The organism is Agrobacterium leguminum, assembly GCF_015704895.1.
Classification (GTDB): domain Bacteria; phylum Pseudomonadota; class Alphaproteobacteria; order Rhizobiales; family Rhizobiaceae; genus Agrobacterium; species Agrobacterium leguminum.
The window spans coordinates 111943-124439 of sequence record NZ_JADQWB010000015.1 but is presented as its reverse complement, the minus strand read 5'-3'; the positions used below and the strand labels follow the sequence as shown (position 1 = coordinate 124439).

The 12497-nt window shown below is 58.2% G+C and carries 10 protein-coding genes and 1 pseudogene; 3 read left to right on the top strand and 8 right to left on the bottom strand.

Going from position 1 to position 12497, the window contains the following annotated elements; genetic code table 11:
* Positions 1–460: 460 nt before the first annotated feature.
* On the top strand, positions 461–1525 hold the full coding sequence (locus I3J13_RS19690) for a tetratricopeptide repeat protein (protein WP_196379897.1): 1065 nt from the start codon (positions 461–463) through the stop codon (positions 1523–1525).
* Between the two features lie 214 nt (positions 1526–1739).
* Here the strand turns inward: I3J13_RS19690 and ampC are convergent.
* Positions 1740–2897, bottom strand: a pseudogene (gene ampC, locus I3J13_RS19685) (class C beta-lactamase).
* 133 nt (positions 2898–3030) lie between these two features.
* On the opposite strand from ampC, the gene I3J13_RS19680 reads away from it, so the two are divergent.
* Positions 3031–3912, top strand: a complete 882-nt coding sequence (locus tag I3J13_RS19680; RefSeq protein ID WP_196379896.1) for a LysR family transcriptional regulator — start codon at positions 3031–3033, stop codon at positions 3910–3912.
* 3 nt (positions 3913–3915) lie between these two features.
* On the opposite strand, the gene chrA is transcribed toward I3J13_RS19680, so the two are convergent.
* The 5 genes from chrA to I3J13_RS19655 form a co-directional block, all read right to left on the bottom strand.
* Positions 3916–5145: a chromate efflux transporter gene (gene chrA, locus I3J13_RS19675; protein ID WP_196379895.1), complete on the bottom strand. Its 1230-nt coding sequence runs from the start codon at positions 5143–5145 to the stop codon at positions 3916–3918.
* Positions 5146–5310: 165 nt separating this feature from the next.
* Positions 5311–5793 carry a hypothetical protein gene (locus I3J13_RS19670; RefSeq protein ID WP_035261898.1) on the bottom strand — a complete coding sequence of 161 codons (483 nt, stop codon included), beginning with the start codon at positions 5791–5793 and terminating at the stop codon, positions 5311–5313.
* 131 nt (positions 5794–5924) lie between these two features.
* Positions 5925–6467 (bottom strand): hypothetical protein, encoded by a 543-nt coding sequence (locus I3J13_RS19665; protein WP_196379894.1) that lies wholly within the window; start codon positions 6465–6467, stop codon positions 5925–5927.
* A 218-nt stretch (positions 6468–6685) separates the two neighbouring features.
* Positions 6686–8551: a coiled-coil domain-containing protein gene (locus I3J13_RS19660; RefSeq protein WP_196379893.1), complete on the bottom strand. Its 1866-nt coding sequence runs from the start codon at positions 8549–8551 to the stop codon at positions 6686–6688.
* Between the two features lie 51 nt (positions 8552–8602).
* A complete protein-coding gene (locus tag I3J13_RS19655; RefSeq protein ID WP_236001035.1) occupies positions 8603–9685 on the bottom strand; it encodes a hypothetical protein in 1083 nt (360 codons plus the stop codon).
* Positions 9686–10078: 393 nt separating this feature from the next.
* Here I3J13_RS19655 and I3J13_RS19650 point away from each other — a divergent pair, with 393 nt between their 5' ends.
* The gene (locus tag I3J13_RS19650) at positions 10079–10972 is read left to right on the top strand and encodes a hypothetical protein (protein ID WP_196379892.1); all 894 of its coding nucleotides are present in this window, start codon (positions 10079–10081) and stop codon (positions 10970–10972) included.
* Here the strand turns inward: I3J13_RS19650 and I3J13_RS19645 are convergent.
* Positions 10864–11667 carry an aspartate/glutamate racemase family protein gene (locus I3J13_RS19645; protein WP_196379891.1) on the bottom strand — a complete coding sequence of 268 codons (804 nt, stop codon included), beginning with the start codon at positions 11665–11667 and terminating at the stop codon, positions 10864–10866. The two genes, I3J13_RS19650 and I3J13_RS19645, sit on opposite strands and share 109 nt — an antisense overlap.
* A gap of 11 nt (positions 11668–11678) precedes the next feature.
* Entirely contained in the window at positions 11679–12497 is an 819-nt protein-coding gene (locus I3J13_RS19640) for an ABC transporter permease (RefSeq protein ID WP_196379890.1), read from the bottom strand.

Below are 12497 nucleotides of genomic sequence, written 5' to 3'. Positions count from 1 at the left end.
AAACGAGATCAATCACCCCTAACAGCAACCAGGCTGGCGGAATTCGATCGAGCCCGCTGTCCGCGACTTAGCGAAATGCCTGTCCGCGACTTGCCGAAATCGCTGTCCCGATTCACCGAAATCCGCATTCCTAGCAAATCCAACAGAATTTATTGATTGGAAGCATAGACAGTCATCAGAATATTTAACTAAAGTAAATCTTGAAAAAAATGATACATTTATACTTAGCTTACTAAGAAATATTCCGGAATTAGATTTCGATTCTATCCACATCGCACTTTCAATATCCTCAGAGACGATTGCAAACATTTTACAAAAGCTGATTCTATTGCATGTACTTGAGTCTGACGGAGATCGTTTTCGAATAGCCCCCGCGCTACGCGTAGCCGTCGAGCGGGATTCTCGAATCAAAATGCCAGGAAAGCTTCAGGCCGACGCAATAGCATCGGTGGCTCGCTCTTTGAGTATTCGCCTTGAAGAGGGTACGGCGCCTATCTCGCTTGTAGACTCGGCCGTTTTGGCGACTGTAGAGAGCGGCAGCAGCTTAACCGACCTAACCGCTGCATTCCTATTGCCTTCTCACTACGTCTGGCTTGCCAAGCTGCGATATGATCAACACCAGTGGAGCGAAAGTATTCGATTCGGTTTAGAGGCGCTCAAAGGCGAGTCTAGGCTTTCAAGTAACGGGCTTGTCGCGGCGTGCCGTTTCCTGTGTCTCGCAGCAGCACGCACCGGAGCCGATGACGTATTCGACAGCGCTATCGCAAAGCTACGCTCTCGCGCTAATGATGATTGGGCGCATAGCAACGTCTCTTATCTTGAAGGTTTCCGGCAACGGATGAGAGGCAGGTTGCCGGCGGCTCAGGACCTTTTTCAGAAAGCATACGACTCTCATCATGGCAACGTTTCAGCAATGCGTGAATTGGCGGCGATTGCGCTTGCTAGGGGTGACTTAGATAAAGCAGAAGGCTTAGCTCGTGAAGCGTACAGCTTTGCTCGAACGAATGCCTATCTTGTCGATATGTTGCTGACCGTTTTAATTAGAAAGCGCACAGTGGGAGCAGCGACAAATGAGATCGAGGATCTTTTTGGCGTTCTTGAGAAAGTAGGCGAGGAGAATGGACGGTCATTTTACACTACGCGCAGGGCGGAATATGAATTTTTGTGGGGAGATAAGAAAAAATCTGCCGCTCTTATAGAGCAGGCCGTTGAAAAAACTCCTACAATATTTGAAGTAAGGCGCCTTCAAGCTGAAATATATCTAAAAGTTGGCAATCGCAATAGGGTTGAGCAAGCACTTCAAGCAATGACGCGAATGATGGAAGACAGAGAGGTTTACGACAGAAGGTCTAACTACAGGCTATATCTCGAGACTAAGGCACACTATCTAGTTGAAACTGGACAATACACTGAAGCGAAAGAACTATTCAGCGACCCCGCTTATTTTACAACGGAAGAGCGCGCCAAAGCTGTTAAAGACATTGAAATCACCGAAGCCTTCGTTAGCAGACGGAAGCGCAAGTAGTCATATCCATGTCCGGATCGATGCTTTTTTCAATATTCAGGCAGGACAGATCGCCGATAAGAACGCCATTAGCGAGGTCATCTACAATATCATCAAGAGCGTGCAAGGGACTGCTCAATCACATCTGACGCGGACGGCATTATGTCTTGTACGCACCAGGGCGCGGGATAATTAGTGCTTGCGCCGATATGAAAAGCATCGAAATACCGTTTGCTTATTTCACCTTTTCCAACGCCTCCAAAATCTCATATGCCGCAGAAACCCGCTCCTCATTGGGATAGTTTTTATTGGCCAGAATGACGATGCCTAATTTCTGCTTTGGTATGAACGCCACATAAGCGCCGAAACCATTGGTGGAGCCGGTTTTGTTGATGAAGACGTCCTAGCGCGGTTTCATGGGTGGTGAAATTTCAGAGACCGGGACAGTCTTGAGCAGGGCGCCGGAATTCAGCTCTCGCAATGTCTTCAGCTGCGCGGGATGGGCATATTGCTCCCAGACCATGTCCTGCGTCATGGCGCCGACGCTGAAATATCCCGTATGGGTGTTGGTGAGCGCCTGCTGGATTTTTCCGTCCAGCTTTTCCAGTCCCATATTCGCATTGACGAAACGGATCATGTCCTCCGCTGTCGATCTGACGCCGTAGGCTTCCGAGGAGAGAACAGCCGGTGTCATGCGGGCGGGTTCGCCCGTTCGCTTATAGCCCTGCGCGTAATCGGCCATCTTTGCCTCGGGCACCACGGTGAAGGTGTTTTCCAAGCCCAGCGCGGGGAACAGCGTATCTTTCATGGCGCCATCGAAACTTTGGCCCATGGCCTTTGCGGTGATGTATCCGAGCATTCCGATGCTGGGATTGGCATAGGTTCTGTGTGTTCCGGGCTTGTATGAGGGTTTCCAGGCCTTGAGATAGGCCAGCAACTGCTGCTCCGTCTTGACGTTATCCGGCACCTGCAACGGAAAGCCGCCGGCGGTGTGGGTGCCGAGTTGCATCAGCGTGACATCGCCGAAGGGCTTGCCCTTCATGGAGGGAAGATAATCTTCCACCTTTCCGGAGAGCGAAAGCTGGCCATTCATTTCGGCATAGGTGCTGAGGGTGACCGTGAAAGTCTTGGAGATGGAGCCGAGTTCGAAAAGCGTCTGCGCCGTCACCGGCTGGCCCGAGCTTTTGGACATGACGCCATAGGTGAAGACGTGGCTTTCACCGTCGACACTGATACCAACGGCAAGGCCGGGAATGCCGTTTTTCTCCATGACCGGTTTGATCGCGGCATCCGTTATCGCTTTCAGCTTCGCATCATCGGCGGCGAGCGCCTGCGTGAACAGGCCCGTCGAAAGCAAAGTGGCCAGTGCGATATGTCTGCGATTAAATTTCATCTTTCGCGTTCTCCAAAACCTTGGGTGGATTTTCAGCCCGTGGGCCGTTCCCAGCGAAAGACGTTTAACCGGCCTACATTGCACGAACAAACCATGATATCTCGGAGGAGACACAAGAAAATCTAGGTCTTGAATGGTTCGGCAATTTCTTCCCCTGAACGGCTTACGGGCTTTTGAAGCATCGGCGCGGCACCTGAGCTTCACCCGCGCGGCCATCGAATTGTGTGTGACGCAGGCGGCTGTGAGCCAGCAGGTGAAAGGGCTGGAAAAGCGGCTTGGCGTTTCGCTTTTCCAGCGGCTTCCGCGCGGGCTGAAGATTACCGCCGAAGGCGAGGCCCTGCTGCCGACGGTAACCAGCTCCTTCGACCAGATGGCGGCGACGCTCGACCGGATCGAGGCCGGGCAGGTGCGCGAATTGCTGTTTCTGGGTGTTGTGGGAACCTTTGCCGTGGGCTGGCTGTTGCCCCGGCTGAAGGCATTTCAGAAGCAGCATCCCTTCATCGATGTCAGGGTTTCCACCAACAATAACCGGGTGGATATGGCGGCTGAAGGGCTGGATTTTGCCATTCGTTTCGGCCAGGGCTCCTGGCATGGCACGGATGCCTTTCGGCTATTCGAGGCGCCGCTCTCCCCGCTCTGCACGCCGAAACTGGCGGAGACGCTGAAAACGCCCACTGATCTGATGGAAGCGACGCTGCTGCGCAGCTACAGGGCCGATGAATGGAGCAACTGGTTTGCCGCGGCCGGCGTGATGCCCGCGGCGCAGGTGAATGCCGGCATTGTTTTCGATACGTCTCTGGGCATGATGGAGGCGGCCCTGCAGGGGCTGGGCGTGGCGCTGGCGCCGCCATCGATGTTTTCGCGGCATCTGGCCTCCGGCGCGATCATCCAGCCTTTTCCGGTCACCATTTCGCTCGGGAGCTATTGGCTGACCCGGCTGCAATCGAAACCGCCGACACCCGCCATGCAGGCCTTTTCCGACTGGATGTTCGACAGCATCGGCGCTGCGGGATAAGGCTTATGCCAGGGCGAGCAGAACGCCGCCGGCCGCGCAGAGGACCACCACGGCCCATGGCGGGGTTTTCCAGATCGTCAACAGGATGAAGCCGGTGAGCGCCAGCGTGAAATCCTTCGGGGTGAAGATGGCGCTTGTCCAGACCGGATCATAAAGCGCTGCGCCCAGAATGCCGACAACGGCGGCATTTGCACCGCGCATGGCGGCCTGTGCCAGAAGGTGTTTGCGGAACCCTTCCCAGAAAGGCAGCGCGCCGACCAGTAGCAGCATGCCGGGCAGGAAGATCGCGACAAGGGCGATCGCCGCGCCTGCAACGCCGTTGGGCTGTGGCCCCACCACCGCACCGAGATAGGCGGCGAAGGTAAAGAGCGGGCCGGGCACGGCCTGGGTTGCGCCATAACCGGCGATGAAGGCACCTTCCGTGACCCAGCCCGTGGCGACGACTTCCGATTGCAGCAGCGGCAACACCACATGGCCACCGCCGAAGACGAGCGCGCCGGCGCGATAAAAGGCATCGAACAAGGAAAGGCCCTGTGACGCCGCGACCGCCGCAAGCAGCGGCAGGAGGCCAAGAAGCAGGGCGAAGGTGGCGAGTGCAATGTATCCCGCACTTTTCGGCACCCGGAAAGCGAGATGGGTGGCCTGACGCGCAGCATCGGCGCGACAGAAGACAAGCCCGGCGAGCGCTCCAACGGCAAGCGCCAGGATCTGCCCGAAGGCGCCGGCGACAAACACGACGCAGACGATGCCGGCAAGCGCGATGCTGGCCCGCTCACGATCCGGCGCAAGGCTTTTTGCCATGCCCCAGACCGCCTGCGCCACGACGGCGACGGCGACGATTTTCAGCCCATGCAGGAGGCCGGTGCCGACTGGCCCTTCGATGGAGGCGGCGACCATGGCGAAGAAAAAGAGGAGAATGGCGGATGGCAGGGTAAAGGCCGTCCAGGCCGCCAGCGCACCGAGTGGGCCTGCCCGCAGCAACCCGAGCGCAAACCCGACCTGGCTGGAGGCCGGGCCGGGAAGAAACTGGCAGAGCGCCACGAGATCGGCATAACCAGCTTCGTCGATCCATTTGCGCCGCACGACCAGCTCATCGCGAAAATAACCGAGATGGGCGATAGGGCCGCCGAAGGAGGTGACCCCGAGCTTCAGGAAAGCCGCAAAAACCTCACCGGGTGTGCCGTGTCTCTGGCTGTGCACTTCGGTCTCTATGCTTCGCGTTGACGATTTCACAAAAGAACTCCCTGCGTGCAACGGCTCGTCGTCAACACATATCAGCCTCAAAACGGTTTCGGTATCAGACACCATTATGACAGGGATATGAAGGGGCTGGCGGCACCGACGCCGGAACGTTGCGATAACGTTCCGGCGTCGTCTGGCGATTATCCGGCGAAGGACCTATCTCTCGGTCGGCAACAGGTCGGCGAAGTGCGAAATCCAGCCATTTTCATCGGTGCCGCCGGAAAAACCCGTTGCCTCCCAGATGATGTGATGCCTGTTGCTGCCGTTATGAATAGTCACCGCGGCGGCAATGGGGGTTGGGGATCGCCACGAAAAGTTGCGGTTCGCCCCGGGCTCGAGATGGCTGAGGGATTTGAGCTGGACATCGTCGAGGAAAAGCACCGTGCTCATCTGCGTCTCATAGAGGTTTTCCCATCGTGCCTGCGCCAGCGCATTCGCTGCCGCAACGAGAAGATTGCTCTCTCCGACGGGATCGGCCAGGGCCGCCAGGCGCCAGGCGGCGAAGATATTGGCGATATCCCCCGTGCTGAGCCCGAGGCTTGAGAGGAATTCGATGGTCTGCGCATTGCCGAAAGCATCATAGCCCGCTTCGCCGAAGGGGCGGATATGCTTGACGACGAAATTGCTGAGAAGTGGCATGTGTATCTCCTTTTTTGGACATGAGCCACCTGTTCCCGGACGTTGACGTGCGGGATCGCATGGTGGGATTTTGTGTTGATTGGGTGCCGGATATCTCCGGCAATCGAGGGGAATGCGGCCGGCCTGCCGGCCTAGCCGAAGGTGATGGCGACACGGGCCGGCATTGCCAGAAACTCCTGCAGGCCGATGCGGGTTCTGGTGCCGCCCCGCCTGGCCGGCCATGGATCGAGGGTATGTAGCTCGAGATCCTTGCCGTTCACGGTGTAGCCGTAGACGAGGTAGTAGTGGTACTCCGTTCCGATCACGAAGACGCGGTTGTTATCGATCTCGTGTCTGACGATATCGGCTGTCAGGCCATTGACGAAGTGACCGCCCGTCGTGGTGTGATCGAAAGCGTTCCACTGGCTGGAAACCAGCTTGACGACATTGCTGTTCGCATTGGCGCCGCCCTGTTCATCGATGCCGGCGGATTGATCCAGAATCTGCGCCAGCTCCCAGCGTTCCTGAACCTGCGGATCGACGGTGGCAAGCGCTTCGGTGTTGCGCCTTGCAATCTCGTATTGGGTGGCGGCGGGAAGCCCGTAATAGGCCCGCACCATCTGCTCAACGGCGGCAAAGCACCAGGCGGGGGTGTCCTGAGGCACCAAAACGGGAGGTTTGTTGACTGTCGGCATGGTCTTCTCCTTTCTGAAAATGACGCGGCATAGGGCGCTTCGATGGCGGCCGGATGCCTGTCGTTGTTTGGTGAATGTCAAGGTTTCGACGGCCGTCCTGCCGGCATATGCACCGGCAGGACATTGCCCATGATCCCATGCCCGAGGGGACGTGTTCGGCCGGGACCATGGAAACGCTTCCTGCCGGGCCGGGACAGGAACGGCAGGTTCTCAGGGGATCAGGCGGTCTTGCTCAGATCCTGACGATAGGCCTGCAACGACGCGATTTTTGCGTCCGCGGCGGCCTCACGTTCGGCGACGATGGCCGAGAGCTTTTCCGCGACACCCGCCAGATATGCCGGCAGCGCGCCGCTAGGGATATAGGTGCCCTGCAGCTTGTTGAGCGTCGACCATCCGTCCGCAAAGCTGCGGTTGAACAGGTCAGAGACGATCACCACCGCATGCCACTGGGCGCTCTGCCTGACGAAGAACTCGTCGACGGAGCGAACGAGCTGGGCGAAGCGGTTCTTGCGAATGACCTCCAGTTCGGCAACATTGTCGATAGCCTTGATCTGGTGCTCGGCATCATCCGCAACCGCCTGCATGAAATCGGCGAAGCTTTTGAAGAAGAAGGCGACTTCCTGGATGATCTCCTTCATGCGTTTCAGCGCCGTGATGCTGACATTGAGCGATTGAACCGCAAGCTTGATCTTGTCGTCCTCGGCCTGTTTTCCTTTCAGGAGCGCATTGATCTTTATGAGCTCAGCGGTCTGGGTGCGGCGTTCCTTCTGATATGCCTCCGCCTTGTCGATCATCTGCATCTGGATTTCACGCAGGCTCGCCGCTTGCTGCTGCTGCTCATCGGTAAGCTTGCCCAGCCCCTTGTCGAGCGCGTCGAGCGAAGCCTGCAGGCTGGAAATCAGCGTCTGCTGACCTGCAATCTTTTCCTCCTGCACCTTCAGTTCCGCAGCGCGCGCGGTCAGGCGTCTATCGAGTTCGGCAAGCTCGACCGCTTTGCTCGATTTCGGATCCGCACCCTCGGCGTCCTTCGCCAGCGCCGACCTGTTGTCCTGCAGCACTTTGATATCCGTCTTCAAGGTGTCGCGTTCTTCCTCACTTTTGCGCAATTCGGCTTTCTGCTCGGAAAGTTTACTCTGCGTTGCGGCCGCATCCGCCTTGTCGCCGCCCGTCGGCGTGCGGGAGCCGCCACCCTGCCCCCGCCCATCAGCGCCCTGACCATCCTTGGACTGTCCCGAAAGCGCGCCACCAACGGAAGAGGCCAGCATGGAGGCTGGGCCACCTGCGACCATGGCGATGGCGGGAACGACGCCTGAAATCATCTGCGCCCCGACGCGGACGATCGACATGATAAAAGCGCGGTCTTCTGCCGTATTGGCCCGCTTTTCATATTCGCTGGCTTTCTTTTCGAATTCCGCGACCTCCGCCGTCAGTTCCTTCACGAGCGATTCAAGCTGCTCGCGCCGAGCGTCAGCCTCCCGGATCTCCCGCTCCATCACCGCCTTGTCTTCGAGACGCCGGCTCAAAGCCGTTTCGCTCATGCTCGTCGCTTGCGTTATGTCATCGATGATGGCGTCATAGGTCTTAGCAAGGGAAACAAGGTCGTCACGCACCTTCAGTGCTTTGTCGCGGATACCTTCTGCCAATTTTATCAGTTTGTTGGAGACGAACGCCTTGACCTCGGCTTGATCATTCCCCTCCTTGACATCGAGCCAGTCCGGGAAAAGAAAGGCGATGGACTCGCCGATGCGGCTGGCCGTATCGATCGCTCTTCTCATGACTATTTCGCTTTTCTGCTGCGAAGCAATCAACCCGTTCATGATCGCGGTGATGCGATTACGAATCTTGTCCTCCTCCTGCGGCGTGGTGTTGTAGGCTATGTAGAGGAGATCGATCGCATTGTCGGTATCACGCTTGGCGCGCTCGACATCGTAGGTCCCCTGGATCTTATCGACATAGGATCGGACGAGCGCCGTATTCGACTTGGGAAGACTGAAGCTCGGCTGCGAAACAATCGCATCGACGTCGGCATCGATCGCGCTGTTGATCTGGGCGGCCCGACTTTCAAAATTAACGACATTGTTCATTTTAAAGACTCCTGTTGATGTGTGGCTGGTTTCCGATAGGCATGTGATTACTCAGGGCGAGCATCGACGCTTCGCCTCGTCCGGCAGGTCAGCTTCGGTGGAGGAAATGAATTGCGGTACGCCATTGGTCAGACCCGCGACTTCCTCGGACAGCCGCGTCACCTGGCGTATCTGCGCATCGTCGGGATTGACTTCACGCGCATCCTGGAGGGCATTGTTGAAGGTGCCGACCTGGATGTTGAAGTCCTGAACCTTGACGTTAATGGTGGAAATCGCCGCCTTGAGCTTGATGATCTGCTCTTCGAGCTGATTCACGGCATTCTGGTTTTCCGCGCGGCTCTGCCGCGCTGACTCAAGCTGGCGGCGATTGTCTTCCAACTGTTTGTGAACGCCCGCAAGGGCTTCTTCTGCACTGCGCAACCGGGGCTGCGCGGTACGGAGGTCCCGCTCCGCATTGTTCATCCAGCCCAGCGCCTTGACCGCGGCGTCACCGGCCTGGCAGATCCCGGGCAGGAAGATCAGCACCTGGCTGCAGATTTTTACTCTTTTAGCCTGCTCCTCCATTTCCCTTCGCGCTTTTTCGAAAGCGGCATAGCGCGTTTTGACATACTCGCTCTCAGACCGGACCTGCTCCTCATAACCTTTCACGCTGGCTTCGGATTGCGCCACCTGCCGCTCCAGCTCGATCTGCAGGGACAAGGCCTGCCCCAGCGCCGCCTCGCGGTCGGCGCTGAGCTGCTGTTGCGCCGTCAGATGTTCCATGAGGCACACGGATCGGCGGCCGAGCAGCTCGCGGCTCGCTTCCGCCTGTTCCAGTTTCGACTGGAAAGCCGCCGTCTGCTCGGCGGTGAGGGTGGCCGCGTTCGCAAGGGTCGGCTGGCCCATGGACGGGATATCGAATTGCATTGCGAAGGCCGCAAGACCGGCAAAAACGACATGTTTAAGTTGTATCATTTCAACCTCCTCTGGAGAATTGGGGATGAATAAAAGGCATGACGGGCTCCATGCGCCGCCCGGCATCGCTGCCGACCGTGCCAGAGACATGGCAGTAACATTCGGATATCGGGCGGCTTCGGACGCATCGTCTGCAACGTCATCAAGACCTAAAAAGCAACCATCAAAGATTGCATTCAAGGCAAATGGACGAAAGATTCCGCGTCCGACACTTCATTAAATTATGCAATAAAAACAGCATATAACGCTATTGTCAGCGCTACTCCCGCAAACCGTCTCAAAAGGGAACACATTTTTACGCGCCCTTTAACATTCAATTTATGAGAGTATTTTTTAATACCGCTCAACAGGGCCTCGGGGGAGTGCAACAAAATGCACGCATCTTCCGGAGCGGAACCTTTCGGCTGTCACGACTGCCCTGCGCGGCCGTCGTCAGCGAACAGAACTCACGTTTTCGAATTCGCCATAAAGTAGCAAATAGCAAAAAACCACGGGAGAAAGGTATCCGGAAAAGCAGGCGCCCCAGCTTCAAAGACGCACCCGAAAAGGGACTTCGCCCGGCCTCGGCCGGACATGCTTCGAGAGAGGCTGGGCTTACTTGCGAACCGAATCCTGAACGACGATGCCTTTGGTGATGCTGTCGCCTATCTTTGCACCCACATATCGACAGCCTTCAAACAGGAGCAGCGCCTCGTTCGCGCGCTCGGAGACTTCGGCGCATTCGCCACCGTCATGTGCGCCGTGGGCATCGCATCGGTCCATGGCGGGCAATTTACGCTGGCGGCGGTTCAGGCAGTCGTCGTTCCGCCCGGCTGGGCATCCAGCCGCAGGACACGCGCACTGATCGACTGGCTGGAACTGGAAAATACCGCGCAGCGTCACCCGTCCGGCGACGATAACCGCGAGCGGCCATGGTCGCTAAACGGCTGGATTATTTCGGCAATCGAGGCGCTTGCCAGCACCTATCGCATCGCGGCCTCGCCATGGGAACCCCTCCCGGCAATGGAGAGGCCTGCGGAGGAAGCCATCGGAACGGGCGTGCTTATCGACGGCGTGAGCTGGTTTCTGCGGCACGCGCAGGATTTGCCTTTTCTCTCAGAGGAAATGCGGATGTTCCTTGGGCATGCGCCGGGTTTCCCGATCCTGTTGGACCTGCTGTCCGCCGCGAAAACGGACGCGTGCGATGCGACGGGTTGCGTGTTCTCCCGCAAGGCGACGGCGCGCGCCTATGGGGTCAGCCGCGCCCATGTCACGGCCATACTCGCCAGGGCCGAGCGGTTGAACATCTTGCAAAGAAACGGACCCAGAATAGTTCTGAGCGACCTGGCATTGCAGAACGTCCAGCGCGATCTGGCCTATCAGCTAGCCTTCGTCATTTTATGGGCGGAGGCGGTGAGAACGTCTCCGCCGTCTGCCGATGCCCCGGAGAGCCTGTCCGGCCGGAATGGCTCCAGCAAGCCACGATAGGGCTTGGCGAGCGGTGTGGCATAGGCGCCGCGCTTGGCGGTGGACAACCCCATGGACACCAGCGATTCCGCCTGCTTGACGGCCGCCGCGACGCCATCGACGACCGGCACGCCGAATTCATGGCGCAGTTCGGCGGCAAGATCCGCCATGCCGGCGCAGCCGAGCACGATCGCCTCCGCCCTGTCCTCTTTCAGGGCCAGCGAGATTTCCGCGCGCAGCCTTTCACGAGCGTTCGAGGCGGGGTCTTCCAGCGACAGGACCGGAATATCGGCGGCGCGCACATTGCAGCGGGCGGACATGCCATAACGGTGGACAAGGTGTTCCAGCGGCAGCCGCGAGCGTTCCATCGTCGTGACGATGGTGAATTTCTGCGCGATGAAGGCGGTGGCGGAGACCGCCGCCTCGCAGATGCCGATAACCGGAATATCGGCGAGAGCCCGGGCCGCATCGAGCCCGGTATCGTCGAAACAGGCGATGATTGCCGCGTCGGCTCCAAGCGCCGGCGCCTTTGCCAGCTCCAGCAGCAGGCCGGGCACGGCGAAAGCCTCGTCGTAATAACCTTCGATGGAGACGGGGCCCATGGACGAGGTGACGGCCAGTATGTCCGTATCGCGGCCGGCTATCCGCGTCGCGGCGTCGGCAATGGTCGCGGTCATGGATTGCGTGGTGTTGGGATTGATGACGAGAATGCGCATTTTACGTTTCTTTATCCGCGTGAATGGCGGCGATTGAGCATGACGATCAGGCCGAGCGTGGCCGCGATCACCAGGAAGGAAAACAGGGTTGTAACAGCACCGAGCGCATAAAGCACGGGCGTCGTGACATTGGTGGTCATGCCGTAGATTTCCAGCGGCAGCGTGTTGTAGGTGCCTGACGTCATCAATGTGCGGGCGAACTCGTCATAAGAAAGCGTGAAGCCGAAGAGGCCGACGCCGATCAGGCTCGGCGCGATCATCGGCAGCACCACATGGGCGAAGGTCTGCCAGGAGGATGCCCCGAGATCGCGGGCCGCTTCCTCATAGGACGGCGAAAACCGGTTGAAGACGGCGAGCATGATGAGCACGCCGAAAGGCAGCGTCCAGGTGAGATGCGCGCCGAAGGCGGACGTATACCATGACGGCTCCAGCCCGAGCTGCTGGAACAGAACGCCGATGCCGAGCGAAATGATGATCGACGGCACCACGAGGCTTGCGACCGACAGATAGAACAACGGCGTCGCACCGATGAATTTGCGCCGGAAGGCAAGGCCCGCCAGCAGCGAGACAAGCACGGTAACGGCCATGACCATCAGCCCGAGAGCGAAGGAACGGCGGAAGGAGCCGCCGAAATCGCCGACGGCCTGCTGTTCGAAAAGATTGCCGAACCAGTGCAGCGAAACGCCGTTCAGCGGGAAAGTCAGGCCGCCATTCGGCCCCTGAAAGGCGAGGATGAGGATAGCCGACAGTGGGCCGTAAAGAAACAGCACGAAGAGGGCGAAAAAGAAGGCGAGGATATAGAATTCGCGGCCGCGTTTTTCCTGATGCAT